Origin of the sequence: Rhodopseudomonas sp. BAL398, from assembly GCF_033001325.1 — a bacterium.
Taxonomy (GTDB): Bacteria; Pseudomonadota; Alphaproteobacteria; order Rhizobiales; family Xanthobacteraceae; genus JARJEH01.
The window spans coordinates 723,858-750,352 of the sequence record NZ_CP133111.1; the positions used below are offsets into that span (position 1 = coordinate 723,858).

At 63.6% G+C, this 26,495-nt stretch carries 28 protein-coding genes; 12 read left to right on the forward strand and 16 right to left on the reverse strand.

The features are described 5' to 3' along the window. The first annotated feature begins 177 nt into the window (after positions 1 to 177). The 6 genes from RBJ75_RS03380 (at position 178) to RBJ75_RS03405 (ending at position 5,764) form a co-directional block, all read left to right on the forward strand. Positions 178 to 1,326: a thiolase domain-containing protein gene (locus RBJ75_RS03380; RefSeq protein ID WP_044417445.1), complete on the forward strand. Its 1,149-nt coding sequence runs from the start codon at positions 178 to 180 to the stop codon at positions 1,324 to 1,326. Beyond that, the gene (locus RBJ75_RS03385; RefSeq protein ID WP_044417444.1) at positions 1,326 to 1,721 is read left to right on the forward strand and encodes a Zn-ribbon domain-containing OB-fold protein; all 396 of its coding nucleotides are present in this window, start codon (positions 1,326 to 1,328) and stop codon (positions 1,719 to 1,721) included. The genes RBJ75_RS03380 and RBJ75_RS03385 overlap by 1 nt, the downstream gene beginning before the upstream one ends. A 174-nt stretch (positions 1,722 to 1,895) precedes the next feature. After that, complete coding sequence (locus RBJ75_RS03390) at positions 1,896 to 2,756, forward strand: MaoC family dehydratase (RefSeq protein WP_276156552.1); 861 nt, start codon at positions 1,896 to 1,898, stop codon at positions 2,754 to 2,756. 161 nt (positions 2,757 to 2,917) lie between these two features. After that, entirely contained in the window at positions 2,918 to 3,796 is an 879-nt protein-coding gene (locus RBJ75_RS03395; RefSeq protein WP_044410337.1) for an SDR family oxidoreductase, read from the forward strand. An 80-nt stretch (positions 3,797 to 3,876) separates the two neighbouring features. Next, positions 3,877 to 4,827 (forward strand): dihydrodipicolinate synthase family protein, encoded by a 951-nt coding sequence (locus RBJ75_RS03400; RefSeq protein ID WP_044410302.1) that lies wholly within the window; start codon positions 3,877 to 3,879, stop codon positions 4,825 to 4,827. 133 nt (positions 4,828 to 4,960) lie between these two features. After that, on the forward strand, positions 4,961 to 5,764 hold the full coding sequence (locus RBJ75_RS03405) for an NUDIX hydrolase (protein ID WP_044410305.1): 804 nt from the start codon (positions 4,961 to 4,963) through the stop codon (positions 5,762 to 5,764). A gap of 8 nt (positions 5,765 to 5,772) precedes the next feature. Here the strand turns inward: RBJ75_RS03405 and RBJ75_RS03410 are convergent, their stop codons facing one another. Then, the gene (locus tag RBJ75_RS03410) at positions 5,773 to 6,234 is read right to left on the reverse strand and encodes an SRPBCC family protein (RefSeq protein ID WP_044410308.1); all 462 of its coding nucleotides are present in this window, start codon (positions 6,232 to 6,234) and stop codon (positions 5,773 to 5,775) included. Between the two features lie 260 nt (positions 6,235 to 6,494). Between RBJ75_RS03410 and RBJ75_RS03415 the strand changes: the two genes are divergently transcribed. Next, positions 6,495 to 7,232 carry a Spy/CpxP family protein refolding chaperone gene (locus RBJ75_RS03415; RefSeq protein WP_044410310.1) on the forward strand — a complete coding sequence of 246 codons (738 nt, stop codon included), beginning with the start codon at positions 6,495 to 6,497 and terminating at the stop codon, positions 7,230 to 7,232. Positions 7,233 to 7,290: 58 nt separating this feature from the next. Here RBJ75_RS03415 and RBJ75_RS03420 read toward each other — a convergent pair whose 3' ends face one another. Both RBJ75_RS03420 and RBJ75_RS03425 read right to left on the reverse strand, forming a co-directional pair. Continuing rightward, positions 7,291 to 8,376, reverse strand: a complete 1,086-nt coding sequence (locus RBJ75_RS03420) for an ATP-binding protein (protein ID WP_044410311.1) — start codon at positions 8,374 to 8,376, stop codon at positions 7,291 to 7,293. After that, entirely contained in the window at positions 8,373 to 9,059 is a 687-nt protein-coding gene (locus RBJ75_RS03425) for a response regulator (protein ID WP_044410313.1), read from the reverse strand. The genes RBJ75_RS03420 and RBJ75_RS03425 overlap by 4 nt, the downstream gene beginning before the upstream one ends. A gap of 207 nt (positions 9,060 to 9,266) precedes the next feature. Here RBJ75_RS03425 and RBJ75_RS03430 point away from each other — a divergent pair, with 207 nt between their 5' ends. The 3 genes from RBJ75_RS03430 (at position 9,267) to RBJ75_RS03440 (ending at position 11,239) form a co-directional block, all read left to right on the forward strand. Then, complete coding sequence (locus RBJ75_RS03430; protein ID WP_080901003.1) at positions 9,267 to 9,737, forward strand: DUF2147 domain-containing protein; 471 nt, start codon at positions 9,267 to 9,269, stop codon at positions 9,735 to 9,737. A 193-nt stretch (positions 9,738 to 9,930) separates the two neighbouring features. Further along, on the forward strand, positions 9,931 to 10,599 hold the full coding sequence (locus RBJ75_RS03435) for an SH3 domain-containing protein (RefSeq protein ID WP_080901004.1): 669 nt from the start codon (positions 9,931 to 9,933) through the stop codon (positions 10,597 to 10,599). A gap of 142 nt (positions 10,600 to 10,741) precedes the next feature. Further along, positions 10,742 to 11,239 carry a GNAT family N-acetyltransferase gene (locus RBJ75_RS03440; protein ID WP_044410342.1) on the forward strand — a complete coding sequence of 166 codons (498 nt, stop codon included), beginning with the start codon at positions 10,742 to 10,744 and terminating at the stop codon, positions 11,237 to 11,239. A gap of 108 nt (positions 11,240 to 11,347) precedes the next feature. Here the strand turns inward: RBJ75_RS03440 and RBJ75_RS03445 are convergent, their stop codons facing one another. After that, positions 11,348 to 11,905, reverse strand: coding sequence for a cytochrome b (locus RBJ75_RS03445; protein ID WP_044410318.1), 558 nt, complete (start codon positions 11,903 to 11,905; stop codon positions 11,348 to 11,350). 301 nt (positions 11,906 to 12,206) lie between these two features. Here RBJ75_RS03445 and RBJ75_RS03450 point away from each other — a divergent pair, with 301 nt between their 5' ends. Continuing rightward, the gene (locus RBJ75_RS03450; RefSeq protein ID WP_044410321.1) at positions 12,207 to 13,370 is read left to right on the forward strand and encodes an efflux RND transporter periplasmic adaptor subunit; all 1,164 of its coding nucleotides are present in this window, start codon (positions 12,207 to 12,209) and stop codon (positions 13,368 to 13,370) included. A 17-nt stretch (positions 13,371 to 13,387) separates the two neighbouring features. Next, positions 13,388 to 16,519 carry an efflux RND transporter permease subunit gene (locus RBJ75_RS03455; protein ID WP_044410324.1) on the forward strand — a complete coding sequence of 1,044 codons (3,132 nt, stop codon included), beginning with the start codon at positions 13,388 to 13,390 and terminating at the stop codon, positions 16,517 to 16,519. A 100-nt stretch (positions 16,520 to 16,619) separates the two neighbouring features. On the opposite strand, the gene RBJ75_RS03460 is transcribed toward RBJ75_RS03455, so the two are convergent. The 12 genes from RBJ75_RS03460 to RBJ75_RS03515 all read right to left on the reverse strand — a co-directional run bounded on the left by RBJ75_RS03460 (position 16,620) and on the right by RBJ75_RS03515 (position 26,428). Next, the gene (locus tag RBJ75_RS03460; protein ID WP_044410327.1) at positions 16,620 to 17,117 is read right to left on the reverse strand and encodes a hypothetical protein; all 498 of its coding nucleotides are present in this window, start codon (positions 17,115 to 17,117) and stop codon (positions 16,620 to 16,622) included. Between the two features lie 4 nt (positions 17,118 to 17,121). After that, entirely contained in the window at positions 17,122 to 17,796 is a 675-nt protein-coding gene (locus RBJ75_RS03465; RefSeq protein WP_052628907.1) for a TetR/AcrR family transcriptional regulator, read from the reverse strand. A gap of 286 nt (positions 17,797 to 18,082) precedes the next feature. Further along, complete coding sequence (locus RBJ75_RS03470; RefSeq protein WP_044410330.1) at positions 18,083 to 18,568, reverse strand: hypothetical protein; 486 nt, start codon at positions 18,566 to 18,568, stop codon at positions 18,083 to 18,085. A gap of 84 nt (positions 18,569 to 18,652) precedes the next feature. Next, positions 18,653 to 19,720, reverse strand: coding sequence for a phage portal protein (locus RBJ75_RS03475; RefSeq protein WP_044410333.1), 1,068 nt, complete (start codon positions 19,718 to 19,720; stop codon positions 18,653 to 18,655). Positions 19,721 to 19,722: 2 nt separating this feature from the next. Beyond that, a complete protein-coding gene (locus tag RBJ75_RS03480; RefSeq protein ID WP_276156553.1) occupies positions 19,723 to 20,259 on the reverse strand; it encodes a hypothetical protein in 537 nt (178 codons plus the stop codon). A gap of 3 nt (positions 20,260 to 20,262) precedes the next feature. After that, positions 20,263 to 20,952: an HK97 family phage prohead protease gene (locus RBJ75_RS03485; RefSeq protein ID WP_052629072.1), complete on the reverse strand. Its 690-nt coding sequence runs from the start codon at positions 20,950 to 20,952 to the stop codon at positions 20,263 to 20,265. A gap of 1 nt (position 20,953) precedes the next feature. Beyond that, the gene (locus RBJ75_RS03490) at positions 20,954 to 22,201 is read right to left on the reverse strand and encodes a phage major capsid protein (RefSeq protein WP_276156554.1); all 1,248 of its coding nucleotides are present in this window, start codon (positions 22,199 to 22,201) and stop codon (positions 20,954 to 20,956) included. Beyond that, entirely contained in the window at positions 22,191 to 22,535 is a 345-nt protein-coding gene (locus RBJ75_RS03495) for an HNH endonuclease (RefSeq protein WP_044419105.1), read from the reverse strand. The genes RBJ75_RS03490 and RBJ75_RS03495 overlap by 11 nt, the downstream gene beginning before the upstream one ends. Next, positions 22,526 to 24,040, reverse strand: a complete 1,515-nt coding sequence (locus RBJ75_RS03500; RefSeq protein WP_276156555.1) for a terminase large subunit domain-containing protein — start codon at positions 24,038 to 24,040, stop codon at positions 22,526 to 22,528. The genes RBJ75_RS03495 and RBJ75_RS03500 overlap by 10 nt, the downstream gene beginning before the upstream one ends. Before the next feature lie 136 nt (positions 24,041 to 24,176). Further along, a complete protein-coding gene (locus RBJ75_RS03505; RefSeq protein WP_152647851.1) occupies positions 24,177 to 24,623 on the reverse strand; it encodes a hypothetical protein in 447 nt (148 codons plus the stop codon). A gap of 300 nt (positions 24,624 to 24,923) precedes the next feature. Further along, positions 24,924 to 26,132, reverse strand: a complete 1,209-nt coding sequence (locus RBJ75_RS03510; RefSeq protein ID WP_276156556.1) for an AAA family ATPase — start codon at positions 26,130 to 26,132, stop codon at positions 24,924 to 24,926. Then, positions 26,129 to 26,428: a hypothetical protein gene (locus RBJ75_RS03515; protein ID WP_152647703.1), complete on the reverse strand. Its 300-nt coding sequence runs from the start codon at positions 26,426 to 26,428 to the stop codon at positions 26,129 to 26,131. The genes RBJ75_RS03510 and RBJ75_RS03515 overlap by 4 nt, the downstream gene beginning before the upstream one ends. Between the last annotated feature and the right edge of the window lie 67 nt (positions 26,429 to 26,495).

The window sequence follows — 26,495 nt, forward strand, 5'->3', positions numbered from 1 at the left end:
ATCCAGGGGCGGCAAGAAAGGCCTGGATTGCTTCGTCGCAAGGGCTCCTCGCAATGACGAAGTGAAGCCGAATTTTTTGATTCCGGCTCTGTCATGCGGCTCCGAAAGAAACCCCACTTGCCAATCTGGCCGTGACGCGCCAAGACATCTGCAAGGAAAAAACCAGCGGAGACTGTGTTGAGCATCAAAGGCAAGGCCTACCTCGCCGGGATCTACGAACATCCCACCCGCCACGCGCCCGATAAATCCATCGCCCAGCTGCATGCCGAAGTCGCCAAGGGCGCGCTCGAGGATGCCGGGCTGACGCACAAGGATGTCGACGGCTATTTCTGCGCCGGCGACGCGCCCGGCGGATTGTGGCCGATGGTCGATTATCTCGGCATCAAGCCGCGCCATGTCGATTCCACCGAGACCGGCGGCTGTTCCTACATCATCCATCTCGGCCATGCCGCGCAGGCGATCGCCGCCGGCAAATGTTCGATCGCGCTGATCACGCTGGCCGGCAAGCCGCGCACCGGCGCGATGCCGCCGCGCGCGCAGGGCGCCGAGGCCGATTTCGAAACCGCCTATGGGGCGACCACCCACAATGCCTATGGCATGTGCGCGATGCGCCACATGCACGATTACGGCACCACCAGCGAACAGCTGGCCTGGATCAAGGTCGCGGCGTCGCATCACGCGCAGTACAATCCGCATGCGATGCTCAAGGACGTCGTCACGGTCGAGGATGTCATCAATTCGCCGATGATCTCCGACCCGCTGCACCGGATGGATTGCTGCGTCGTCAGCGACGGCGGCGGGGCGCTGATCGTGACCACCGAGGAAATCGCCAAGAGCCTGAAGCGGCCGCTGGTGCGGCTGATCGGCCATGGCGAGGCGATGAAGGGGCCGCGCGGCGGCAAGGATCTCGACCTGACTTATTCGGCCGGCGTGTGGTCCGGGCCGCGCGCCTTCGCCGAAGCGGGCATTACGCCGAAGGATATCAAATACGCCTCGATCTATGACAGCTTCACCATCACGGTGCTGATGCAGCTGGAGGATCTCGGCTTCTGCAAGAAGGGCGACGGCGGCAAATTCGTCGCCGACGGCAATCTGATTTCCGGCGTCGGCAAATTGCCGTTCAACACCGATGGCGGCGGACTGTGCAGCAATCACCCGGTCAACCGCGGCGGCATGACCAAGATTTTGGAAGCCGTGCGCCAGCTGCGCGGCGAAGCCCATCCCAAGGTGCAGGTGCCGAACTGCGATCTCGCCATCGCGCATGGCACCGGCGGCTTGCTCGGCCTGCGCCATGCCGCATCGACCGCCATTCTGGAGCGCGTGTAATGGACAGCACCGTGAAATACCCGACGCCGCAGGGCAATCCCGAGACCAAGCCGTTCTGGGACGCAGCCGCCGAAGGCAAATTCCTGATCAAGCGCTGCACCGCCTGCGGCGAGCCGCATTATTTTCCGCGCAGCATCTGCCCGTTCTGCTTTTCCGACCAGACGGTGTGGGAGCAAAGCGCTGGCGAGGGCGAGATCTACACCTTCAGCCTGATGCGCAAATCCGCCACCGGGCCCTACGCGGTCGGCTATGTCACGCTCAAGGAAGGCCCGTCGCTGCTGACCAATTTCGTCGATTGCGATCTGCACGCGCTGAAGATCGGTCAGAAGGTCAAGGTGGTGTTCAAGCCGACCGATGGCGGCCCGCCGCTGCCGTTCTTCACGCCGGTGGGGTAGCGTCATTGCGGGCCGAGGCCGGCGCGCGCGCCGGCTGACAGCGACGCAATCCAGGGGCCACAAGCAAGGACTGGATTGCTTCGTCGCAAGTGCTCCTCGCAATGACGAACTTTGACGTGTTTGCGATGAAGATGAACAAACAACATCCGGGAATGCCGGGGAGGGAGTGTCGCAATGTCGGCCCGCTACGACGAACTGATGGCGATGAAGAATTTCGGCCAAGCCTATGCCTACACCGATCGCGACGTGATGCTGTACGCCTATGGCATCGGCATGGGCGCCGATCCGATGGCCGAGACCGAGTTAGCCTTCGTCAATGAGGCGACCTATACGGCGCGTCCGCTGAAAGTGGTGCCGACCTTCGCCTCAGTGGCGGCATGGGGCGCGGGGCCGGGCGAGATGAATCTCAACCGCCTGCTGGTGGTCGATGGCGAGCGCGACATCACCTTTCACCGGCCGCTGCCGGTAGCGGCGAAGATCACTGCCGATTCCACCGTGCTCGACGTGTTCGACAAGGGCAAGGACAAGGGCGTGGTGATCCGGCACCAGACGGTGCTGCGCGATGAGACCGGCGCGGAACTGGCGACGCTGCTGGCGTCGCGCTTCGCCCGCGGCGATGGCGGCTTTGGCGGCCCGTCCGCCGGCCAGCCCGAGCCGCATCAGATGCCGTCGCGCGCGCCCGACCGCACGGTCGAGATCACCACGCGGCCGGATCAGGCGCTGATCTACCGGCTGTGCGGCGATCGCAATCCGCTGCATTCCGATCCGGAATTCGCCAAGCGCGCCGGCTTTGCGCGGCCGATCCTGCATGGCATGTGCACCTATGGCATCACCTGCCGCGGCGTGCTGCAGACCTATGCGGATTACGATCCCGCCGCGTTCAAGCGCCATGCGGTGCGGTTCTCCTCGCCGGTCTATCCGGGCGAGACCGTCACCATGGCGATGTGGAAGGACGGCGAGGTGATTTCCTTCGAGGCCAAGGTCAAGGAGCGCGACGTCACCGTGATCAAGAGCGGGCGCACCGTGCTGGGCTGAAACTGTCGTGTGTCATTCCGGGGCGCGAGCAGCGTCAGCTGCGAGCGAACCCGGAATCCATAACCACAGGGAGTATGGATTCCGGGCCTGCGCTCCGGTCGGGCTGACGCCGACCAGAGTGCATCCCGGAATGACGAACCTCGATCAAACGGGAGGCGATGATGGGACTGCTCGATGGCAAAGTCGCGCTGATCACCGGCGCCGGCGGCGGGCTCGGTGAGGCCTACGCCAAATTGTTCGCGCGCGAAGGCGCCGCGGTGGTGGTGAACGATCTCGGCGGACCGCGTGACGGTTCGGGCTCCGACCTGTCGATGGCGCAGCAGGTGGTCGATGCGATCACCGCGGAGGGCGGCCGCGCCGTCGCCAATGGCGCCGACATCTCGACCATGGAGGGCGGCCGATCGGTGTTCGACGACGCCATCCGGCATTTCGGCCGCGCCGACATCCTGGTCAACAATGCCGGCATTCTGCTCGATCAGACCTTTGCCAAGGCGACCGAAGCGGCCTGGGACAAGGTGCTGAAGGTGCATCTGAAGGGCACGTTCTGCGTCACCCAGCCGGTGTTTCGCTGGATGAAGGACAATGGCGGCGGCGTCATCGTCAACACCTCGTCGACCTCCGGCCTGATCGGTAATTTCGGGCAGAGCAATTACGGCGCCGCCAAGGGCGCGATCTTCGGCCTCAGCAATGTGCTGGCGATCGAGGGGCGCAAATACAACATCCGGGTCTGGACCCTGGCGCCCGGCGCGCTGACCCGGATGACCGCCGACCTGCCGCGCTATATCGACAATCCCGGCATGGCGCTGGAGCCCGACGGCATCGCGCCCGCGGTGCTCTACATGGTGTCGAGCCTGTCGGGGAACCAGAGCGGCAAGATCCTTGGCGTCTCCGGCCCGCGCGGCGTCCGCGAGATGCGGATGATGGAAATGGACGGCTGGAAGCCGCCGCATGATGGCTGGAAAGCGCAGGATATCGTCGATCACGCCGACGACATTTTCTTCTCCGAGGCGGATGTCAAGGCGTCGGCGCGGCGGTTTTAGATCGAAATGGGCTTTGTTGCCGTTGCGGAATGCGCTAGTGCGGAAATTCCGAACGACAATGCTGGATTGAGGCGCATTCGATGAAACTGACCCACGAAGCCGCAGGCACCTTCGCCATCGCGCCGACGCCATTTCTCGAGGACGGCAAGATCGACGACGCCTCGATCGATCGCTTGAGCGATTTCTATACCGAGGTCGGCTGCGACGGCATCACCGTATTGGGGATTCTGGGCGAGGCGCCGAAGCTGGAGGGTGCCGAGGCGGTGGCGGTGGCGACGCGCTTCATCAAGCGCGCCGACAAGCTACCGGTCGTCGTCGGGGTCTCTGCGCCGGGCTTCGCGGCGATGCGCGCGCTGGCGCGGGCGTCGATGGATGCGGGTGCCGCAGGCGTGATGATCGCGCCGCCGTCCCATCTGCGCACCGACGCGCAGATCACCGGCTATTTCAAACAGGCGGTGGCGGCGATCGGCGACGATGTTCCCTGGGTGCTGCAGGACTATCCGTTGACGCTGACGGTGGTGATGACTCCGGCGGTGATCCGCCAGATCGTCACCGAAAACCCGTCCTGCGTGATGCTGAAGCATGAGGATTGGCCGGGACTGGAAAAGATCTCGACGCTGCGCGAATTCCAGAAGGACGGCTCGCTGCGGCCGTTGTCGATCCTGACCGGCAATAACGCGCTGTTCCTGGATTTCGAGATGGAGCGCGGCGCCGACGGCGCGATGACCGGCTACGCCTTTCCGGAATTGCTGATCGAGGTGGTCAAGCTGTCGAAGGCCGGGCTGCGCGATCTGGCGCATAATCTGTTCGACGCGCATCTGCCGTTGATCCGCTACGAGCAGCAGCCCGGCGTCGGCCTGGCGGTGCGCAAATATATCATGCAAAAGCGCGGCCTGATTGCGACGAGCGCGCAGCGCCTGCCGGCCGCCGCGATCACCGCCACCGCCAGGGCCGAAGTGGATTATCTGCTGTCGCGGGTGGCAAGGGTCGACGAGCGCGCTGACCTGGCGCCGAAATCCAGCGCGGCGTAGATTGGAAAGACTGCATGGTGAGAGGGCGCGCCGGCCTGGCGCGCATCTCGACCCATGACGATAACCAGACCTCATTTTGGGACGCGGCGAATGCGCCGCTCCTCGGGATGAGGTCAGATCCGGGAGCGAAACGATGTCGACCGAAGCAGCCGCCGTGCGTCCCGCGTCCACCGTATTGTTGCTGCGTGACGCGCCCGCAAATGCCGGCATCGAAGTGTTCATGATGGTGCGGCACTATCAGATCGAATTTGCCTCGGGCGCGCTGGTGTTTCCCGGCGGCAGCGTCGATGCCGGCGATCGCGATATCATCGCCAACCCCGCGCTCTATGCCAATGCCGACGGCTATGGCGAGGCGACGCTGAATTTCCGCATCGCGGCGCTGCGCGAGACGTTCGAGGAAAGCGGCATCCTGCTGGCGCGGCCGCGCGGCGGCAGCGAGCTGATCGCGGCCTCGCGCGCCGCCGAGATCGAGGCCGCGCATCGCACGGCGTTGTGCGAGGGCAAGGTGGCGTTCGCGCAGGTGCTGGCCGACAACGAGCTCGTCTTGGCGCTCGACCTGATGGTGCCCTATGCGCATTGGATCACGCCGGTCGGGCTGCCGAAGCGTTTCGACACCTGGTTCTTTCTGGCGGAGGCGCCGCCGGAGCAGCTCGGCAGGCATGACGGCAAGGAATCCACCGATTCGATCTGGCTGTCGCCACGCGAGGCGCTGGAGGGCGGCGCCAGCGGCCGCTTCACGCTGCCGTTCCCGACCACCCGTAACCTGATCAAGCTCGGCAAGCAGCCCGGCGTGCAGGCGGCGCTCGCCGACGCCCGCGACAGGCCGGTGGTCACGGTGATGCCGATCCTGACCAAGGACGGCGACAAGCGCACGCTGCGCATTCCCGCCGAGGCCGGCTATGACGGCGAGCTGTTCGAAGTGACCGGCGTGGGGTGAGGCGCGAGCTACGGGGTCAGACCTTCGCTTGCCTCCACGATCCTCTTGATGTTCCCCAACCCCAGCATCGCTTCCTCGTCGATCCGCGCCACCATGTCGTCGGTCGGCGGTTTCGGCCGCGCCGGGTTGCGCAGCGTACGGATGAATTTGGTGCCGCCGTCGAGCGGCTCGCAGATGTATTGAACCACGATCGGCCCCATGAAGGGCGTGTGGGTGAGACCGATCCACAGTCGCGGCGCTTCGCAGGCGATCACCAGCCAGTCGAGATTCACCGGGCCTGTGCGGGTCGACCAGTGCTCGTGAAACGTATCGCCGAACCGCATCGGGCGGTCGTCGCACGCGATCTCGTGCGAGGAGGGCAGCCATTGCGGCCATGATTTCGGATTGGTGACGTAGTCGAACACCGCGCCGAGTTCGGCGTTGATCATGATCGAATGGCTGCGCTGGAACGGATGGGTGGCGGCGGTCATTGGGGCTCCCGGATTTGTTTCATTGGCGCGACGGCGCGCGGAACCATTGAGGACGGGGGCGCTGCTTCGGTCAAGCCGGCCCGGTCACGACGACAACGCGGGCAGGGCGGGGCCCTTCGGCGGCGCTATTTGCTTCTCCGCGCAGCCGCGCTCTGCCAGACTTCGCGGCGAATCATCGAAAGCCTTCGGGGCTTTCGATCAGCCGTCCGATCCCGGCCTGCGCCGCTGGCTGGATCTGGACGCCCTTGAGGAGACCCGCGATGCCGAGACCCGCGATGCCGAAGCGCCCTTTGTCCGGCGTGCTTGCCGCCACGCTGCTGGCCCTGCTGGCGATGCCCTCCGCGTTGCGGGCCCAGGGCCTGGTGAAGGGCGTCGAGCAGGGCGCGCGGGCCGGTAACAAGGCGGCGGGGCCGGTCGGCGGCGTGCTGGGCGGCGCGATCGGTGGCGTGGTCGGCGTCGTCGGCGGCGTGATCGGCGGCGTCACCGGCGGCAATACCGCGCGCGGGCCGGTGGACAGTGCGCGGGCGCCGTCGCCGAAGCCGCGCAAGGAGACCAGGGCGGAGCGAACTGCGCGCCAGAAGGCCGAGAAGGCCGAGGCGAAGGCTGCGAAAGACGGCAAGGCGCCCGCGGCACCTGTCGAACTCACCGCCGAGCAGATCGTCGCCAATTCGGACGCCAATATCGAGCGCATCAAGGCAGAATTGAAGCTGACGCCGGAGCAGGAGAAGCATTGGGGCGGCTTCAGCCGCGCGATGCATGAACTCGGCTATCACGGCGCCGACCGGCTGAATCTGCGCATCGCCCGGGCCAAGCGCGACCCCCGCGACGACATCGTCGAGCAGATGCGCAACGAGGCCCAGTTTCTGGTCGACCGCGCCCAGGATCAGCGCGCCGTCGCCGACGCCGCCGAGCCGCTCTATGCCAGCCTCGATGCCAAGCAGAAGGAAACCTTCGTCGCCGAGATGGTGGCGCTGAGCCGCGAACGCGGCCTCGACTGAGCGCGCCTGTTTGACCATGTTGCCGCGACTGACTGATTGAACTGACTGATTGAAGCGATCAGTCGGGCGCCACATGGCACGCGGAGTCGTCGAGCGGAAGCGTGATCTCGAACACGGCGCCACCGCGCGAGGATTTCCGATAGGAGACCTGTCCGCCATGCGCCTCGGCAATCGCCCGAACGACAGATAGTCCCAGCCCCGACCCGCCGAGGCGCCGCGAGCGCGATTGTTCGCTGCGCGCGAACGGCTCGAAGGCTCGCTTGGCGAAATCCGGCGACAATGCCGGCCCATCATCCTCGACCCGGATGATTGCCGAATTGCCGGATTTCATGATCGCCAATTCGATGGAGCCGGGTAGCGCATAGCGCTGGGCATTGTCGAGAAGGGCGAGCAGTGCCTGGCGAATACGTACAGCATCGCCGCGGACCACAAGATCGATCAAGGTGACGTCGAGCGAGAAGCCGGCCTTGCGCAGCGACGGCTCGAGCAGGTCGGCGACTCCGCAGATTTCCGCGGCGAGTTCAACCTTCTCCAATCTCAGATCGAGGTGCCCGCCATCGGCCAGCGTGACCGTGCGCAGGTCTTCGACGAGCCGCGACAGCCCGTCGACCTGCAGCAGCAGATTGCGGATCAAAGCCTCGTCTGGGGCGAAAACGCCGTCGGCGATACCCTGCAGGCGGCCCTTCAAGATCGTGAGGGGCGTTCTGAGCTCGTGTGCGATCGCCGCATTCCAGGCAATCATGTCTTCGGCGATATCTTGCAGCCGTTGCGCCATCGCGTTGAAATCGTCGACCAGTTGGGCGGTTTCGCCAAGCGAGCGGTCGCCAGGAGCCGCGCGCGCAGACAGGTCGCCCGCGGCGATCTTGCGCGCGCTTTCCGCCAGCGAATTCAGCGGAGTCAGTATCCGCTTCGCCAACCGCAGCGAGACCAGGATGGCCAGCGCCAATCCGATCAGAAGGAACACCGCCATCAGCACCAAGTCCGACGCTTCGGGCAGAAGCGGAGGCGGTCCGGTCGGCGTGGGAAAATAGGTGAGGTAAATTCCGTAGAAAATGAACGAGCCGACGAAGACGATCAGCATCGCGATCGTCGCCAAGACGCTCATCGAGACGATGATCTGCCGGCTGAGGCGCTGCCGCCTCATATCGCGGCCAATCGATAGCCGATGCCGCGGACACCGGACAGCATGCCGGGCGCGCCGGCCTCGCCGAGTTTCTTGCGAAGATTGCTGATATGGCTGTCCACCGTGCGCTCCAGCGCGTCGCTGCCGGGAAGACAGGCGTCGACGAGCTCGCTACGCGTGAAAGCCTTGCTGGGTGTTCGCGCCATGTGGGCCAACAGGCGGAATTCGGTGAGTGTGAGCGGCAGTGACTGCGCTGTTCCACCCGTCTCGACTCTCACCATGTGGCTTTCAAGATCGATCGCGAGGTTATCGACGCGCAGCACGCCGCCGGCGCTCGACTTGCCGACCCGGCGCAGGACCGCCTTGGTACGCGCCACAACTTCGACCGGATTGAACGGCTTGACGACGTAGTCGTCGGCGCCGAGGCGTAGTCCCTGCAGGCGGTCGATGTCCTGGTCGAGCGCAGTGATCATGATGACGGCCGTATCGCCGCGGCGGCGGACCTCGGCCAGCACCTCCCAGCCGTCAAGCCGCGGCATCGTCACGTCGAGCAGGATGAGGTCCGGCTTCAACGCAAGGTGCAGGTCAAGTGCGGTGCGACCATCGCCGGCGCGGACCGTGCGGAAGCCCTCGCGCGTCAGATAGGCGTCGAGAATTTCGCTGATTTGCGGCTCGTCTTCGGCAATGAGGATGAGGGCGTTCATCGAAACACTTCAAGACTCCATGAGATACGGCCTGATCGCACGGGCGGACGGCCAGCGTCGATCCAATATGGCGCTTCTCCACCAAAACTCCATGCATTCTTCATGGTTGGTGGATCGTCGCCGCCGATGAGGCGGCGTACCGGCATTTGCGGCAGGCTGGTGAAAACGAAGCTGCTCCTCTCGCCGCGACACCCAGGATCTTTACGAATGCGCACCGACCCAGTTCGTACCGCGATGTTTGCCCTGCCGATGGTCTTGGCGGCCACATTGGCTCTCGCACGCGACGCCACATCGGAGCGCGCCAGGCCGATGACCGATCCTTCGGGAACCTGGTTGACCCAGGCCGGCGACGCCAAGGTGGCGGTGAGACCGTGCGGCGCGGCGATCTGCGGCAAGGTGGTGTGGTTGAAGCAGCCGATCGACCAAGCCACCGGCAGGCCTCAGACCGACGACAAGAATCCGGATCCGTCGCGCAAGGCCCGCCGCATCATCGGGCTTCAGTTGTTTCTCGATATGCTACCCGCCACTGCAACCGCCTGGTCGGGGCGGGTCTACAATGCCGACGACGGCCGCAGCTATGCCAGCACCGTCACCCTGCTCGACGCGGGACGGCTGGAAGTGCGCGGGTGCTCCGGACCGCTATGCGGAAGCGAAATATGGACGCGGGTCGCGCGCTAAGCCCGGCCTCGCCGAGCGGTGGCCATCAGTGCAGCTGGATCGCGATGAGGTGCTCTCCTCGAGATCTTCACGCAGCCTCGACGGGGCGCCAATCATTGCGAGGCAATGCAAGGCGCAAGGCGGGGCGTTCACCGCATCCTACCCGGCGCGTCGGCGTGATGCCCATCATGCGATGCCCATAATCGGATAAACCATGACAAAACACCTCGCGATCTGTGCAACGACTTTCGCTCTTCTCGTCGGATTTTCCGCCGACGGACAGGCTCGCACTCTGCAGGGATATTCCACCGCGAATGTCAACGTCCGCTCCGGCCCGAGTGTTCGATTTCCCGCGGTCCGAACGGTGTCTGCCGGCTCGTCCCTGACCATTCACGGTTGTCTGGTCGCCTACAAATGGTGCGACGTGAGCGCACCCGGCGTTCGCGGCTGGGTGTCGGGAGCTTATATTCAGTTTGTTCACGCGGCGCGGCGGGTTTACGTCCCGGCCTACGCGGCGCGGGTGGGCATCCCGATCGTGACCTTCAACCTCGGCAGTTACTGGCAAGACAATTATCGCGACTATGATTTCTACGGGCAACGCGACCACTGGAGTGAACATCACTGGGAGGACGACGGCGATCCGCCCGGCTGGCGCGACAATTGGGACGACGACCATGGCGGCCCCGGGCCCGAAGATAGCGGCCCCGGACCCGAGCATGGCGGCCCCGGTCCCGAGCCTGGCGGGCCCGGCGATGGCGGCGGACCCGACCATGGCGGCGGCCCTGATCATGATGGCGGTCCCGACCATGCCGGTCCCGGCGATGGCGGCGGTCCCGGACCTGGGATGAATTCCGAAGACGGCCCGCCGCCGGATCGCGACTAGGGAGCGCCCGGCGTCCGGTGTGTGACAGTTTGCCGACCGGTCACGCGCCCGGTCGGCATTGTCGCGTGCCGGTGGTCAATCGACCGCCGGCTATCACCGGCGCGCAGCCAATCCCGTCATTGTTTCAATGAAAGGCCAGTCGATGAGCGATCTTCTCGTCCGTCTCTATGATCTTCCCGACATTCGCACCCAGGAGGAGATCGCTGCGCGCGGCATCATTGTCCGTCGCGCGATGGCGGCGGAAGCCTATGTCGTGCTGCCCTGGATCGAAAAGAACTTCTACGGTCCCTGGGTCAGCGAGGCGACGCGGGCTTTCACGCGCTCTCCGGCGATGATCTGGATCGCCGTGCGGCAGAACGAGTTGCTGGGCTTCGCCTGCGCCGACTGTTCGATGCGCGGTTTCTTCGGCCCGACTGGCGTGGCCAAGACCGCGCGCGGGCAGGGCATCGGCGAGGCGCTGTTGTTCGCCACGCTGCGCGGCATGCGTGAAGCCGAATATGCCTATGCGATCATCGGTGGCGTTGGGCCGGTCGCCTTCTATCGCAAGCATCTCGACGCGATCGACATCCCCGGCTCAGAACAAAGCATCTACGGGCCGATGCTGCACGACGACAAAGAGATGGATTTCGACGATCTGTAGAGCGTGCACCGGCGCGCCGTCGGCCGATGCGCCGGGCGATCACGAGCAAAGACGCTGCGAGTTCGCATGAAACAGGAAGGCAGGAGCTCGGCGTCAAGGCGGCCCCGCTCACATCATGCGCGGCAGAACGTCGGTGCGCGGATCCTGATCGAAAAAGCGGTGCTTGAGCGCGCCGACGATATGCAGGGTGACCAGACCCAGCAAGGTGTAGGCGAGCGTCTTGTGCAAGAGCTGGAACAGTTTGAACCTTTCGTGATCCTTCGGCAGCAGCTCGGGAATGTGGATGCCGAAGAAGAACACCCCTGAGCTCTCGGCGTAAGAGCTGGACATTGCATAGCCCATCAGCGGCACGATCAGCACCAGCGCATAGATGGCGATGTGCACGGCATGCGACAGGATTCGCTCGTGCGCGGGGAGCGGCGCCGATCCCGGCAATTGCGATGTCGCGCGGATCGCAAGCTGCGCGACGACGATCAGGAACACCAGCACGCCGAAGGATTTGTGCCAGGGGTAGAGAAAATCAAACTTCGAGGCGGTGGTGTCGCTCGCCCCGGTCATGGCCCAGCCGGCGGCGATCAGCCCGATGATCAACACGGCGCGAACCCAATGCAGGATCCGCAGCGATGCCGGATATTTTTCGATCGTCGGTTGAGCGTCATGGATCATGCTTTGAATTCCTTGGCCAGATGCCTATCGAACAACACGCATCCGCCCGTTAGCGGCTGTGCAGATCCTTAGTGTCGATTGTTGGACCGCGCGACAAGCAGCCGGACGATCAAATCTGCGCGCGCCGCGGCATCGCGCAGCTGCGCCGTGGTTTGCATCACTGATACGAAACCGGTCGCGTTTCAATCATCGTAAGACGCATCCATCAAATCTCCACACGATGTCGATGGTGCACCAACCCCCCGCTGCAATCGACGACGGGGCAGTGCGTTGGTCGCGCCGCCTCGATGTGGGTTCGTGAATGTTCTATCGATTTGGTGCTGTCCGCATTTTGCTCGCTGTTGTGGCGGCGCTTGGTCTGGCGGGCTGCGGCCAGAAGCAAGCCGACGGAGCGAGCGCGCAGGCTGCGGCGCCGCCGGCCCGCGTCACGGTGCTGTCGGTCAAGCCCGAAACGGTGATCCTTGTCGACGAATTGCCGGGGCGGGTCGCGGCGTTCCGGACCGCTGAGATCAGGCCCCAGGTCGGGGGTATCCTTGAAAAGCGGCTGTTCGAGCAGGGCGCCGAGGTCAAGGCCGGCCAGGCGATGTTTCAAATCAATTCCGATGTCTTCAAAGCGGAGGTCGCCAGCGCGGCCGCGGTGCTCGAGCGGGTCGAGGCCGGGCTGGTGCGCGCGCAAGGCAAGTTCGACCGCGCCAAGCAGTTGGTGCCGACCAATGCCATCAGTCGCGAGGCCTTTGACGGCACCGTCGCGGATCTGGCCCAGGCGAAAGCAAATGTCGCAGAAGCCCGGGCGACGCTCCAGCGCAAGAATCTCGATCTTGCGTTTGCAACGGTGCGGGCGCCGATCGCGGGGCGAACCGGGCAGGCGCTCGCCAGCGAAGGCGCGCTCGCATCGGTGGCCTCGACAAGCCCGCTGGCGATCATCCAGCAGATCGATCGGGTCTATGTCGATGTGCGCCAGCCGGCGACCCAGATTGACGTGATCCGGGAGGCCGCCCGATCGGGCCAGCTCGACGACGCCTCGAAAGTGCCGGTGGCGATTCTCGCCGCCAGCGGCAAGGCCTATCCGGTGACGGGGCGCGCCTTGTTCTCCGATATCAGCGTCGATCCCGGCACCGGCAACGTCACGGTCCGGGTCGAGGTGCAAAACCCGGATCGGCTTCTGCTTCCGGGCATGTATGTCCGCGCCCGAATGCCGCGCGGCGTCAAACACAATGCGTTGCTGGTGCCGCAGGAGGCGGTGCTGCGAGATCCGGCCGGAACGCCGCAGCTGGTGATCGTCGACGATCACAAGCGGGCGAGCCGGCGCGTGGTCGGTCTCGGCGAGATTGTGGAGCGTCGCTATATCGTGACCGCCGGCCTGAAAGCAGGCGAGACCGTGGTGGTGAAAGGCCAGGACCGCGTGAAGACCGACGCGGTCGTCGAGACCGTGCCGTTCGCCGCGCCCGCGCCTGCGACTGACTGAGAGTACGCCACAGCATCATGTCTCAGTTCTTCATCGATCGTCCCGTCTTCGCCTGGGTCATCGCGATCTTCATCGCGCTGGTCGGCGCCATCGCCATCACCCAGCTTCCGGTGTCGCGCTTTCCGACCATCGCGCCCCCCAGCGTGAGTATCTATGCGACCTATACGGGCGCCACGCCGCAGACGATCAATGACAGCGTCGTCACCCTGATCGAAAGGGAGCTGTCCAGCGTCAAGAACCTGCTGTATTTCGAATCGACCGTCGATACCTCCGGCAGCGCCAGTATCACCGCGACGTTCAAGCCGGGGACCGCGGCCGATCTGGCGCAGGTTGACGTTCAGAACCGTCTCAAGGCGATTGAAGCGCGGCTTCCAGAGGCGGTGCGGCGCATGGGCGTCACCGTCGAATCGGCGGCCTCCGACTTTCTGATGATCGTTACGCTCAACTCGCCCAATGGCAGCTATGACGAGCTGGCGCTCGGCGATTATATGACGCGCAACATCGTGCAGGAGTTGAAGCGCGTCGACGGCGTCGGCAGGGTCCAGACCTTCGGTTCTGAAAAGGCGATGCGGATCTGGGTCGATCCGGCCAAGCTGGTGTCCTATTCGCTGTCGCTGGCGCAAATCACGGCTGCGATCCAGGCGCAGAACGCCCAGATCGCGCCGGGCAGGGTGGGCGCCGAGCCGACCGTGTCCGGACAACGCGTGAGTATTCCGCTCACCGTGCAGGGGCAGTTGCAGACCCCCGAGGAATTCAGCGCGATTGTTCTGCGCGCCAAGCCCGATGGGTCGAAGCTGGTGCTGGGCGATGTCGCCCGCGTCGAAATCGGCGCGCAGAGCATGGGCTTTGCCACGCTCGAAGATGGAAAGCCGGCCACTGCCGCAGGCGTTCAGCTGGCGCCGGGTGCCAATGCGGTGCGCGCCGCCGCGGCCGTCTATGCGCGCCTTGCCGAACTCGCGCCGGCCATGCCGGAGGGGATGTCCTATGCCATCGCCTTCGACACCGCGCCTTTCGTGAAGATCTCGATCGAGAAGGTTCTGCACACGCTGATCGAGGCGATGGCGCTGGTGTTCCTGGTGATGCTGCTGTTCCTGCAGAACATCCGATACACGCTGATCCCGGCCATCGTCGCGCCGATTGCGCTGCTCGGAACCTTCTCGGTGATGTGGGTGGCGGGCTATTCGATCAACGTGCTGACGATGTTCGGCATGGTTCTGGCGATCGGCATCATCGTCGACGACGCGATCGTGGTGGTCGAGAATGTCGAACGGATCATGGCCGCCGAGGGCCTGCCGCCCAGGCAAGCCACCCAGAAGGCCATGAAGGAGATCACCGGCGCGATCATCGGGATTACCCTTGTTCTGTCCGCGGTGTTCATTCCGATGGGCCTGGCGGGCGGCTCGGTCGGCGCGATCTATCGGCAGTTCACGCTATCGATGGCGGTGTCGATCCTGTTCTCGGCGTTCCTGGCGCTGACGCTGACGCCCGCGCTGTGCGCCACGCTGCTCAAGCCGGTCGGCCCCGGCCACCACGAGAAGAAGGGCTTCTTCGGTTGGTTCAATCGCAGTTTCACCCGGCTGACGGAAGGCTATGCCGGCTGGGTCGCGGCGTTGCTGCGCAGGACGGGGCGGATGATGATCCTCTATGCTGTGATCGTCGGCGCGCTGGCTTTTTGCTACATGCGATTGCCGTCCTCGTTCGTCCCGGCGGAGGATCAGGGCAACTTCATGACGAGCTTTACGCTGCCGGCCGATGCGACGGCCGAGCGCACCCGCGATGTCGTCAAGCTATACGATGCCTATGTGGCGACGCGGCCGGCCGTGGCGAGCAACACCTCCATCATCGGCTTTGGTTTTTCCGGATCCGGATCGAACGCGGCGATGTCGTTCACCAGCCTCAAGGACTGGAGCGAGCGGGACACCACCGCGGGCGACGAGGTTGCCGCCGCCACCGCGGCGATGGCCCAGATTCCAGAGGGCACCGTGATGAGCATGAAACCGCCGGCGATCGAGGCGCTGGGCACCACCAGCGGCTTCGCGCTGCGGCTCGAAGACCGCGCCAATCGCGACCATGCGGCCTTGATGGCGGCCCAGGTCGAATTGCTGCGGCTTGCCGCGCAGAGCAAGGTCGTCAGCGGCGTCTATCCCGAGGGGTTGCCGAACGGACCCAGCGTGAAGCTGAAGATCGACCGCCAGAAGGCCGAGGCCCTCGGCGTGCCTTTCACCATGATCAGCGACACGCTGACCGCGGCGATGGGGTCGACCTATGTCAACGACTTTCCGAATGCCGGCCGGCTGCAGCAGGTGATCGTGCAGGCGGACGCGCCGAACCGCATGCAGATCGACGATGTGCTGAAGCTCTACGTCCGCAACAATGCCGGGGCCATGGTGTCGTTGTCGGAGGTGGTCACGCCACAATGGGGCGAGGAGCCGCTGCAGCTCGTGCGTTACAATGGCTATCCGGCGGCGCGCATCGCCGGAAATGCCGCGCCCGGTGTGTCCAGTGGCGCCGCCATGGCGGAGATGGAGCGGCTCGCCGCGCAGCTTCCGTCCGGCTTCGTGGTTGAATGGACCGGACAGTCGCTGCAGGAGAAGGGCTCCGCCTCGCAGGCGCCGATCCTGCTCGCGCTGTCGATGCTGGTGGTGTTTCTGGTGCTGGCGGCGCTGTATGAGAGCTGGTCGATTCCGCTGTCGGTCATGCTGGTCGTGCCGCTGGGCATGCTCGGCGCCGTCCTCGCGGTTCAGATTCGCGGGCTCGAGAACGATGTGTTCTTCAAGGTCGGGCTGATCACCATTATTGGGCTCTCGGCCAAGAACGCGATCCTGATCGTCGAATTCGCCAGGAGCTTGCGGGCCGAGGGGCGGGACTTCGGCGACGCCGTCGTCGAGGCCGCCCGGCTGCGCTTGCGACCGATCCTGATGACGTCGTTTGCCTTCGCCCTCGGCGTCGTCCCGCTGATGCTGGCGCGGGGAGCCAGCGCCGAGACCCAGCATGCGATCGGAACCGGCGTGTTCGGCGGCATGCTCTCCGCCACCGTTCTTGCGGTGCTGTTCGTGCCGGTGTTCTACGTCGCGGTGATGAAACGGTTCGGCGCGCGCCAACCGAAGGCCCCGCCCGCCGCGACCAGGTCGAACGCCGGGCCGGTCTGAGGCCGGGCGGGTCTGACGCCGGTTGCGCGTCAGCACATCGTCGGGCGACGCCAACGCGACTGGTCGTGGTTGGATATGGTCGCAGTCTGCAAGGAGATGGCTAAACGCCCATCGCGGATTTAGTCGCAAAGGCGACGATGATTAGCGCCAGCAGGCCGAGGCCAACCATGACGGGTCTGGGCCATGACGGCGTGGCCGAGGGTGCCGCGTTTGCCGTGGCGCGCCTGGGCAGAAGGAGCGAGGCGGTGGCAAGGGCCAGGCCCAGCGCCGTGCCGATCCATTCCAACGTTGCCAACAGCGTCGACATCGGGTTTGGCGGCACCGGGAAAATACCCCCGAGATCGAGCAGGTAGACGGCAATGAAGGCGACACCGGCAAGCGCCGACCAGCGATATCCTTTGCCTGCCTTGATGACGACGTAGGCGAGCATGATGCTGCCCAGGCCAAGGACCGTCAAAAACACATTGAATGCGCCCAGAACGAGGAAGGGGTAGGCGCTGAAATCCCTTGTTTCAACGAAACCCCCGGGAACCATGAGCGCCAAATTCAGGGCGGACGCGACCAACAGCGCGGCGACGACGACGCGGGTTTTCTGCATTCGACTAATCCTTGTCTGATGGCGATAATTGCGACCATGCGCCGGCGTCATTGCCTGGCGCGAGCATCGCGGTGAACAGGCCGAACACGCGGTGATTCAGAGTGAGCGCTTCCTGCGGACCGAGGCTTTGCGCGTTCAGCGCAAACCAGCGGTCGGCTTCGCGCGCGGCCGCAAAGGCGATGTCCGTCAGCAGGACGAGGGGAAGGTCCGAGCGGATGGCGCCGATCGCCTGTCCGGCTTCGATCAGCCGCGCAAATTGGGTGTGAAGAGCGTCGAGCAGATCCGCGATGGCGGCCTGTGCGGTCGCCTCCCGATAGATGCCGCGTCCCAATTCAGCGAGGCGGTGGTTCTGCCCGAGGACCATCGTCACATTGCCAAAGAGCGCGGCGGTCTGGCGCCAGTAGTCGGCAATGGACACAGGCTGAACCGGCTTTGCGTCGATCAAATCGGCAAGCTCGGTGATCGCCCGCTCCATGACGGCACGATAGAGTTCGCTCTTGTCGGCGAAATAATAATAGGCCTGTCCCTTGCTGATCGCGGCGCGCGTCAGAATTCGGTTCAGTGACGCGCTCTCAAATCCGAACGCCCTGAATTCCTCTTCTGCAATATCGAGCCAGGCGCTGCGCTGCCGATCGGGAAGCAGCCGCAATCGCGCACGCGCCTGAAGTCGCTGGTCCATCGGATGATCCGCAAAAACTGATCGCAATCGCGCGGCAGCTTTAGACCGGTGGTCTAAGGATGTCCAGCCTCACTGATCGGGCCAGCGCACGTTGCCGCTTGCCCCGGAATTTGGCCCTGAGGGATCGCTCCAGAACACTGGCCGGTCATGATGAACGCGCAGGAATTGCCAGCAATCGCGGCGCCGCGGCATGCAATATCGCTGGATGCGTAGAATCGGCGGGGCTGGCGGAAGGGGTGTCCGTCAAGGTCTGTTGATACTATTACGGAATTTCCGATTTCTAACATCAACCCACGAGATAACCCACGCCAGACCAAGAGGTGCGTAGGATTTCCAAGATTTCGTCTTGAGCCATCGAACCGCGTTTGCAAAGGAGTCGCGCAAGTCGGTCAAGTCCATCTTGTTGGTGCCGCAAAATGTGCGCTGCCCATTCCCGACAATTTTCTCGAACATGGAGGCGGTCCCGATCGTCTAGAATGAAGGCAAGCAATTCTTCTATTTGAAAATTGTCGGTTTTGATGTTGCGCGAGATAACTCTACCGAAAACCTGCATCTCCGCGATTTGGCCACCGAAGAGTATGGTTACGTTGTCCGGCACGATTGGCAGAATTTTTTCTGCAACCAACGGAAGCGAATGCTCGGCATCCCTGATTGTGAATCCGCCACCAGAGTCGTCTATTTGGACTGAGGTAGTCACGCGCCCGAGGGCATGCGCAACGACGGCATGACCGGCCTCATGTACCGCTGCGGCCCATCTCTGGTCTTCTGTCATGGAATGAGATTAGCGAAAAAACACGGACGGGTCCATTTGTGACCTGCCCGAGAGTGCCGCCCCCTGCGGTGGTCCGGCTGATCTCTATTCCGGCTTCGACCAATCCAGCATGGCCAGCGCAGCCTTTGCGTCCACACCCGCATCCTTTGCGGCTGCCAGCCCGGCAATGAGCATCTGGAATGAACGCGACGCCGCGCCAGTGTCGAAAGCCTGCGTGCCGGTCATCACGTCAATGGCGACCGCGCCGCCAAGCTTCTCGGTAGCTTCCTCAGCGATCAGGTTGGCGAGCGGCTGGAGTGACCATTGCGCAAGGTGCTGTTGCGCCTGCTTGACCAACTGGCCCGTGGTCGCGGCGCTGAACAAGGACGGCAGCACGCCGTAAGCCATGGCCACCGATTCCCGCGCCGCGGCGAGCGCCTCAATCGCCAAGGACCTTTCGAGGTCCGGCGAGACCGAATTGCTTTTCCAATCGACCTGCGGCGCCGGACCGCCCGCTGCGCTGACGCTGACGCTTTCCCGCAGCAACACGCGGCCACGCTGACCGCGGAACGACCGCCCCATGGCGGCGTTGTCCACTTCCGGGTTTTCCGGCATCGGGACAATCTGGCTCCCTAGCGGGGCATTTTCGTAAACCTCGCCGAGCGCCGTTTCGAGCGAGTGCATCATCCCGGCCGACAAGCTGGCGGTGCGCAGCGGCGACACGCCGAGCCAAGGTGCCGCGGGGTCGGCATTGATGACGACGTGCAACACCTCGCCAGCCAGCGCCGTTTCGGTACGGCCGCCGCCAGCCTCGGGGATGGAAAGCCGATACGCGACCGGCTTGGAGTTGCGCGTGCGAACGTCCCAATCAGACGCCGGCACGAGAGTATCGCCGTCGATCAGCGCAACGAATTCGCCGCGAACCGCCAGCGCGCGCCCGATCATCGCCATCGTGCGGCGATCGAGCATGTCGGTTCCGGACACTTCGCCGATGGCCAGTCCGTTTTGCCAGAGCGACACGCAACTGGACACGGTGCCGGTCAGATCGCCAAGGCCGGTACGCCCGCTGATGTAGGACTCGCGGAAACGCATCACCTCACTGGTGAACCCGGAGCCGGCCGATCGCTTTTCCACGGTCGGTGCCGAGCGGCGAAACAAGTCGAGAATGCCCATTGTCAAACCTTCCGGTATGGGCGCAGCAGATCAGCCGCGCCGGAATTGATCATCGCGTTAGCCAGCCAGGTGGCGCTACGCGAATGCGAAATGGAGATTGAACCGGCGTCGATTGACTCGGACGTTGCGCCAGGTTTGCCAGGCTTCGCGGCCATGTATTCGCAGAGCCGGCGATACGCCTCGCTGACGGTGGCAGGCACCTCGCCGGGTCCGACCGTGCCGGTGAAGCGGAACGGACCAGTTGCGGACAGCCAATAGCCGCCAAGCGGTGAAGCGTTCGGGGTGCAAACCTCCCATTCGTCAGCCCTGGTCCAGACTTCCACCGTGTCGATCGTGGCGGGTGCCAGCGGTGGCGACCATTCGCCAGGGCCTTCAACGATCCACTCAACGTCGCGCTCTGCCCAGCGATGGGCAACGTAGCTTTCGATCCGTTCCCAGATGACCGCCGCGGGGATTGCCGCGGCAGCAGTCGACAGACCATCCGGCGCGTCGGGATACGTCACCGGTTCGGATTCAGTCTGTTTGATCACTACAGCCATCGATTATCTCCAGCGCAGCGCGGCGGGCATCGCGCGCGTGATTGTGAGCGGCGGCGGCACAAGGATGCCGGCCGCGTTCATTGTCCAGCCAGCCGCGATTTTTTCCTCGTCCGTCATGTCTTCCGGATCGATCACGACTGAGGCTTCTTTGTAAGCCGGCCGAGTCACCACGCTCAGCTCAAACAAGATCGCGGCAAAGATCGTGCGAATGACGGCGTTGTGCATGCCGCGCGCCGGGTCATGACCTTCATCGGTGAACACTTCCGGCTTGGCCACGGCGCGGGGCGGAGGCAATCTAAATCCGGGACTCAAGCCGACCGAAAGACCGGAATCGATCTGCTTCAGAATGTCGGCGCCGTAGGACGTATCCGCAATTTGCGGCGTGATCTCCGCGTCGAAAATCAACGCTTCGGCGGTGTCGTCAAAGATCAGCGTGCCAGTTTTCTTGCTGGCCAGCGGCATATCAAAGCTGTGTCCAACTAACAGATTTTGATCCATCGCAGCGTCATTGATCGAATACGAAAACGCGCCGGGCGCGAATTCCTCTTTCTGCGGACGGCCACCCTTGCGACCGCCATCGCTCAGCACGGCGCGTTTGCGATATGGAAAGCGACCACGGAGCTTGCGCCCCCCGCCACGACGGCGAGAGGCGCGAACTTCGATTTCGCCAAGTAGTGTGGCGAATTCATTCATGTTACTGAATCCCGGTCAGGATTTGCAGTTGCTGGGAACGGCTGGCGGTGACATCCATCGTCGCCAGCGCGGTCAGACGAAGACCGCCCGAAGCCGCGTCGCTGTAAACGTCGCGGATCAGATCGATGGCGCCCCAGGTGCCAACGAAGATCGGCGCAACGCCGCCGACGGTGGTGGTCAGCAGCGCCTTCGATGCGAGCGGCGAACCAGCCGGCGCGGCGAGCGCGTTGGACGACATCACGACGCCCGGAATGTTCTTGATCAGTCGGTCCCACTCCGAAACAGCGGTGTTCGTGATCAGGTCATCGTCCATCGCGTCCCAGATTTCCGGACGCAACAGCAGGTTGACGTCGGCGGGCGAATTGGCCGCATTCGCCAGCATGAATCGCTTGACCGCGCCGCGGAAAGCAGCCCACGAAGCCGCCGCGGAAACCGCAGTGCTCGTGATGCCGTAGGACCCAACCAAGAGGCCGGAGGGCTGGCCATCGGCACCAGTTCCGAGAAACACGGCCTTGTCCATGCCTTCGGCGAGACAGCCGTTCATGTCACGGCGCACGGCCTGCTCCAGCGCGTCGCCGGACTGCTTGAGCGCCTTGCGCGTCACCTTCATCTGGATGCCGAACGTGTAGTCCGGGACCAGCGAGCGGTTGGCGGTGCTGTACACGGTAGGGCCTGCAACGCTGCCAGTTTCCGACGCGGCCCAACCACCGGCAACAGCCGACGACGTAATCGGGTAATCGTTGGTCCCTTGGGCAATCGAGATGAACTGCGCACCCATCTTGCTGGCGACGGAGCCGGCGAAAATGCGATCGATGATCGGCGCGGTGCTGACCGGCGACGGCGTGCCGGACGCGACGGTTTCACCGCTGCGGATTTCCAGCGCAGCATAGGGAATCGGGACGCCACGATACCCACCTTGGCTGCGCAGTTCTTCGATGACTTCTGCGGTGGCGCCGTCGATCTTCGCGCCTTCATCAAGGTGCAACGCGACCTGACGGAGTTCGAAACGATCGACCAGCGAGGCGAAATCGCGATCGGAGCGAGTCTCAAGTTCGCCCTTGGCTTCGCGACGCTCGGTGTCTTCGACGATCAGCGAGGCGCGGTACTTCGCCTCGTTGCCCTGATACTCGCTGTCGAGTGTGGAAAGCGAGCGGGTTTCATCCTCGCTCAGGTTGTCTTTGCCGACCAGTGCCGCAAGGCTCTGGCGGATTTCGCTCTGTCGCTTCTGGATACGGACGCTATTCAACATAATGTAGCAACTCCTTTTGAGGTTGAGATTTCGCCATCGTGGCGAGTAAGTCGCGCCACGCGGCACGATCCGGGGGGAGTTCGTTTCCGAACCCGCATTCGATTCTGGTCACGCGGCCATGGCAGCGCACGCAGAGCGTTTTTAGATTTTCCAGGACGTAAGCGAGCAACGGAAAATACTTCACTCGCTTGATGTGATGCACTTCGAGTCGGCCACGCGCGCCGCATTCCACGCATTTGAAATCGTCGCGCTTCTTTGCGAGGTAGCGAACCGCTTTCCATCGCGGATCGCGATAGATCGCAGCGTCGGCGCGGTCGTACTTTTTCAGACCCATTGCGCTACCCGTGCTTTCTTCGCCGGGACAGCGAGCATGCGAGCGCCTTGCGCGACGGCCAGCACCGATGCGGACGCGGCGTCGATACGGCCAAGGGATCGGGCTTTCGCCAATTTGATGTTGTTCGCCGGGTCGCGAAGACAGACCGTTTCGGCGAATGCCGAGCGCAGCAACAGCGACGGCGCGACCTTGACCAGACCATCGAAGCACGATCTTCGGAACCTATCGCAGTCCTCATTTCCATCTTTGAAGCCGAAGCCCCGCCAAACCAACGGAGCGCGAACGCCAGCGGCATCGATGGCTTGACCAAGCTCGGCTTGCTTGTAGCGATCCATGCACAGTGCGGCGACGCGCTCGCCTTCAACATGCCGCATCACTTCCGACAGCCACGCCGCAACAGGCACGGTCGCGTGACCAAGAGTGGACAGTTCACCGCGGCTGGCCATCTCGCCATAACGTGCGCCGATGCCATCCGACGCGCCACGATCGGCGAGGTTAGGCTGCGACGGAAACCAGCCGAGACATTCCAGCCGGCCGGTCTCTGGCCAATAGAACGCGGCGGCGGTCATGCTGGCGCTGCCGCCAAGGTCGATGCCGATGACCACCTGACCGGCGCGCGGCGGCAGTTCGGCCACCTCACACGACAACCACTCATCCACTGTTAGAAGTAGATCGCGGGTCTCGCCGCTCACCCGCTCATTTCGGTTATAAAGCCGGAACGTCGTGAGGCTCGAACCGCCCCGCGCGATGGCACGGCGCGCTTGCGCCTGTAGCCATTCGACCGACGAACCGATGCCGGCGACCGCGCCAGGATTTGCGATTAGCAGGCTTTCCAGATCGTCAGCCGGAAGGCCCGGCAACGGCCGATGCTCCTGCACATAGACGCCTTCTTGCGGCTCGTCCAACCACTTGGAAAAGGCGTGATTATCATCGGGGGCGGACGTCGAAATGATAAGGGCGCGACCGCCACGTTTGCCAAGGCCGGACAGCAGAGCGTGTTCCAGCTCGTCGCCCTTGTCCTTTGCCCAATGTCCACGCTCGTCCATGATGGCAAGCGTCGGGGCGCCCCCCAAAGCAGACTTGCCGTCGGCAGCGAGACAGCGCAGCAGGTGCGTCCCGTTCTCGTCCGTGTATTCAATTTCGAGGCGTGGCGCGCGGCGGAAGGTCAGTCGCTTCTGCACGTCCTCCGGCAAATAGCGGGCGTAACCCGCCACAAAATTCCAGACCAACCGGGCTTGATCGCGCGTGCGGGCGCCTACCGGAATCTCACGGTTCGGCTGGGTGTCGCCAAGCTCCCCGAGCAATTCACCAAGGGCAAGGCCGGATGACAGGGCCGTCTTCGCGTTGCCGCGGCCGATGCTCAGGCAAGCGACGCTGATGTTCTTGGCCAGGGCGCCAGTGACGAACTTTTTCTGGAATGGAGCCAGCCGCAGCGGTTTGCCAGCCGCCGGACCCTCGGGGACTTTTAGGGATTGCAAAAACTTGATCGCCTTTTTGGCGTTCAATTTTGCCCCCGGTTGCGCGAGAGAAAGGAAATGCCCACCCCTACGTAGCTCCCCCTACCCACAAAGCCCACGGGTCCCATACCCATCGGGCAGGGCGGGCCGCTCAAGCGATGGCGCGGACGGCGCGCACCCATGGTCACGTCCGGCATTGAAGCACCCAGGCCGTCCCAGCCGGGTCTCGCTGGATCGCAATAATCCCGTAGGTTGAGCCGCTGATGGTCAGGGTGTTCGCCGTGGTCGGCACGACGGCGAGCGTCGAGCACAGCACGTAGACCTTCCGATCGTTGACTTGAACGGACGAGTCGACGTGGTCGATCTGCGCATAGTTGTCGACCCAACCAAGACAGTCATACGGAACATCCGTATAGGTCGGGTCCCACTCTGGTCCGCTCAGCTCTTGCACCGTGAGCACGGCGCTTTGCGGGATGTCCGCGGCAATCAATGCGTCGGTGAGCTGGTCTGCGAGGTCGCCGTCGAGAATGGAAATGTGCGCATGTCCTCGAAACGAGAAAAATCCCGCTTCGACTCTTCGCAGAGTCTTGGCGGGTTGACGCCGCAATGATGGCACCACTTCCTTAATCAATTACTAAGTGACGCAAGGCTCGGGGTGGCGGGCATTCAACACTAAATCGCAAAGCACGCGGGGCGAGCGACCACCCCTTGGATATTGGACCGTTTTCCAATGAAGTGAGCAAGAAAGCGCAGCTACCGGAACAACGGAACAACCATAGGAAAGAACTGTTCTGTTCCACCCTATGCGGGGGCATAAATGCCCCCACCGCAACATGGGACCGGAACATGTACCGGAACACATGTTCTGCCCATTCTATAAGGGTTTCTCTGGTCATCGGAACAGAACGGAACAAGCAGTGTTCCGGCCGCTTTATGGCATCGGTTTTGGCGGCATTTGGGGCAGGATCGAAACAAGGCTGTTCAGGCCATTTGTTCCGGTCGCGCGCTTGTCCAGGCGGTTCAATTCCTTCTCCCCGCGCGCACTTAGCGTCCACTCGCCGCGGTGCTTCCCGATCAGCCCGTCACCTGCAAGCTTCTCCGATGCCCTGCGCACGCGCATACCATAGGGCCGCCCGTCCCGCATTTTCCAATCCAGCACCTTTGCCAGTTCGTTCGATGATGCCCCCGGATTTCCGTCGATCGCCCGCAACACCATGTCCTCATCGGTACGCGCCGCGACCGCCATAGCATCCTTGCCAGCGTCATCCATCGGGGTTGCCATCACGGTCGGCATAGAGCGCCCCCGTCCGTCCTTGAGCCGCTCCGCAGTCACAGTGTCGAGCCGGAACAGGATCGGCGCAAAGTCCATCCCACGAAACTTGCCGGCCCAATGAAGCTCCACGGCTGAATCGCTTTTGCGTGCGCACAGGTTGCCATCGATTTCGGCTATGAACGATCCGCCACCACGGGGCAGCAGGTTGTCGTTGGTAGCGCTTTTCACAGGATGGCACAGGACCAGGACCGTTGGAGCCCCTTTCAACTCAGTCAGGCTGCGCATCCGCTTGGCATGTTGCAGCGAGTCCACGTTGCTGTTTTCGTCCGTGCCCTCGAACGTCGCCGCCGATGTATCGATCACGACCAAGGCCAATTCACCGAGCGCAGTTGCCTCCACTGTAATCTGTTCTGCGATCTCGGATAGCTTGCACGCCCCCGACACGAAATGAACGTCGATGGTGTTGACGTCAAATGCGCAGTGCTCGGCCATCGCAATCCAGCGGGCTTGCACGTCAACGCTGTTCTCAGATGCAAAGTAGAGCACCCGCCCCTTTTCCACTTCGCGATCCCCAAGCTTGCGGCCAAGTCCGACATGGGCGGCGAGCCGCAGCGCAATTGCCGTTTTGCCGGCACCGGTCGCCGCGGTCAGGCTGTAGCAAAAATGCCGCTGGACGATGCCGTCCAGCAGGTAGGACGGGGCAAGGAAATTGGCCACGAACTCGCCGCTGGACTGAATCAGTTTCGGCTGTGGCTTCGGCGTCGCCGGTTCCATCCTGACCACCGTCGGTTGCGTCGGCACAGGATAGACAGGCGCGGGCGGCTGGCTCGCCGCACGAAGCCCCCGGATCGGCTTTAGCTCCTTCATGCCTCACCGCCAAGCCGCTGCTTCTGGAGCCAGCGCTTGGCACCGCTGACGTCGTTCCCGGCCAACACGGGACCGTTCGGCAAAACGATAAATTGGCCAGTGCTTTCGGTGACCGCTTGAATCATGTAGTCGCCGCCCATGTCGCTACGCCCAAAGGGCGTGATCGGGATCGGCGGGGCGTTCGGGTTTGGGCCAATTGCCCAAGCTAGGATCGTGACGCGGTGGAAGTCGAGGAATGAATTTTCGTCATCCATACAAAGGTGCCAGTCGCCAACGGCGGGAACGATCGTTTCCATAGTGTTACTGTCGCTTTCTGCCGCGCTTGCGGCTCGTTGAATCCGGTCGGGACATCCCGCCGGGTAT

Excerpts from the sequence above, each read along its gene's own strand:
- RBJ75_RS03510 (WP_276156556.1), bottom strand. The coding sequence starts at position 26,132 with ATGAAGGAGCTAAAGCCGATCCGGGGGCTTCGTGCGGCGAGCCAGCCG.
- RBJ75_RS03425 (WP_044410313.1), bottom strand. The coding sequence starts at position 9,059 with ATGAACGCCCTCATCCTCATTGCCGAAGACGAGCCGCAAATCAGCGAA.
- RBJ75_RS03475 (WP_044410333.1), bottom strand. The coding sequence starts at position 19,720 with ATGGGCATTCTCGACTTGTTTCGCCGCTCGGCACCGACCGTGGAAAAG.
- RBJ75_RS03435 (WP_080901004.1), top strand. The coding sequence starts at position 9,931 with ATGACAAAACACCTCGCGATCTGTGCAACGACTTTCGCTCTTCTCGTC.
- RBJ75_RS03430 (WP_080901003.1), top strand. The coding sequence starts at position 9,267 with ATGCGCACCGACCCAGTTCGTACCGCGATGTTTGCCCTGCCGATGGTC.
- RBJ75_RS03490 (WP_276156554.1), bottom strand. The coding sequence starts at position 22,201 with ATGTTGAATAGCGTCCGTATCCAGAAGCGACAGAGCGAAATCCGCCAG.
- RBJ75_RS03450 (WP_044410321.1), top strand. The coding sequence starts at position 12,207 with ATGTTCTATCGATTTGGTGCTGTCCGCATTTTGCTCGCTGTTGTGGCG.
- RBJ75_RS03395 (WP_044410337.1), top strand. The coding sequence starts at position 2,918 with ATGGGACTGCTCGATGGCAAAGTCGCGCTGATCACCGGCGCCGGCGGC.
- RBJ75_RS03420 (WP_044410311.1), bottom strand. The coding sequence starts at position 8,376 with ATGAGGCGGCAGCGCCTCAGCCGGCAGATCATCGTCTCGATGAGCGTC.
- RBJ75_RS03400 (WP_044410302.1), top strand. The coding sequence starts at position 3,877 with ATGAAACTGACCCACGAAGCCGCAGGCACCTTCGCCATCGCGCCGACG.
- RBJ75_RS03495 (WP_044419105.1), bottom strand. The coding sequence starts at position 22,535 with ATGGGTCTGAAAAAGTACGACCGCGCCGACGCTGCGATCTATCGCGAT.
- RBJ75_RS03465 (WP_052628907.1), bottom strand. The coding sequence starts at position 17,796 with ATGGACCAGCGACTTCAGGCGCGTGCGCGATTGCGGCTGCTTCCCGAT.
- RBJ75_RS03415 (WP_044410310.1), top strand. The coding sequence starts at position 6,495 with ATGCCGAGACCCGCGATGCCGAAGCGCCCTTTGTCCGGCGTGCTTGCC.
- RBJ75_RS03470 (WP_044410330.1), bottom strand. The coding sequence starts at position 18,568 with ATGACAGAAGACCAGAGATGGGCCGCAGCGGTACATGAGGCCGGTCAT.
- RBJ75_RS03390 (WP_276156552.1), top strand. The coding sequence starts at position 1,896 with ATGTCGGCCCGCTACGACGAACTGATGGCGATGAAGAATTTCGGCCAA.
- RBJ75_RS03485 (WP_052629072.1), bottom strand. The coding sequence starts at position 20,952 with ATGAATGAATTCGCCACACTACTTGGCGAAATCGAAGTTCGCGCCTCT.
- RBJ75_RS03515 (WP_152647703.1), bottom strand. The coding sequence starts at position 26,428 with ATGGAAACGATCGTTCCCGCCGTTGGCGACTGGCACCTTTGTATGGAT.
- RBJ75_RS03460 (WP_044410327.1), bottom strand. The coding sequence starts at position 17,117 with ATGCAGAAAACCCGCGTCGTCGTCGCCGCGCTGTTGGTCGCGTCCGCC.
- RBJ75_RS03445 (WP_044410318.1), bottom strand. The coding sequence starts at position 11,905 with ATGATCCATGACGCTCAACCGACGATCGAAAAATATCCGGCATCGCTG.
- RBJ75_RS03405 (WP_044410305.1), top strand. The coding sequence starts at position 4,961 with ATGTCGACCGAAGCAGCCGCCGTGCGTCCCGCGTCCACCGTATTGTTG.
- RBJ75_RS03455 (WP_044410324.1), top strand. The coding sequence starts at position 13,388 with ATGTCTCAGTTCTTCATCGATCGTCCCGTCTTCGCCTGGGTCATCGCG.
- RBJ75_RS03410 (WP_044410308.1), bottom strand. The coding sequence starts at position 6,234 with ATGACCGCCGCCACCCATCCGTTCCAGCGCAGCCATTCGATCATGATC.
- RBJ75_RS03440 (WP_044410342.1), top strand. The coding sequence starts at position 10,742 with ATGAGCGATCTTCTCGTCCGTCTCTATGATCTTCCCGACATTCGCACC.
- RBJ75_RS03480 (WP_276156553.1), bottom strand. The coding sequence starts at position 20,259 with ATGGCTGTAGTGATCAAACAGACTGAATCCGAACCGGTGACGTATCCC.
- RBJ75_RS03385 (WP_044417444.1), top strand. The coding sequence starts at position 1,326 with ATGGACAGCACCGTGAAATACCCGACGCCGCAGGGCAATCCCGAGACC.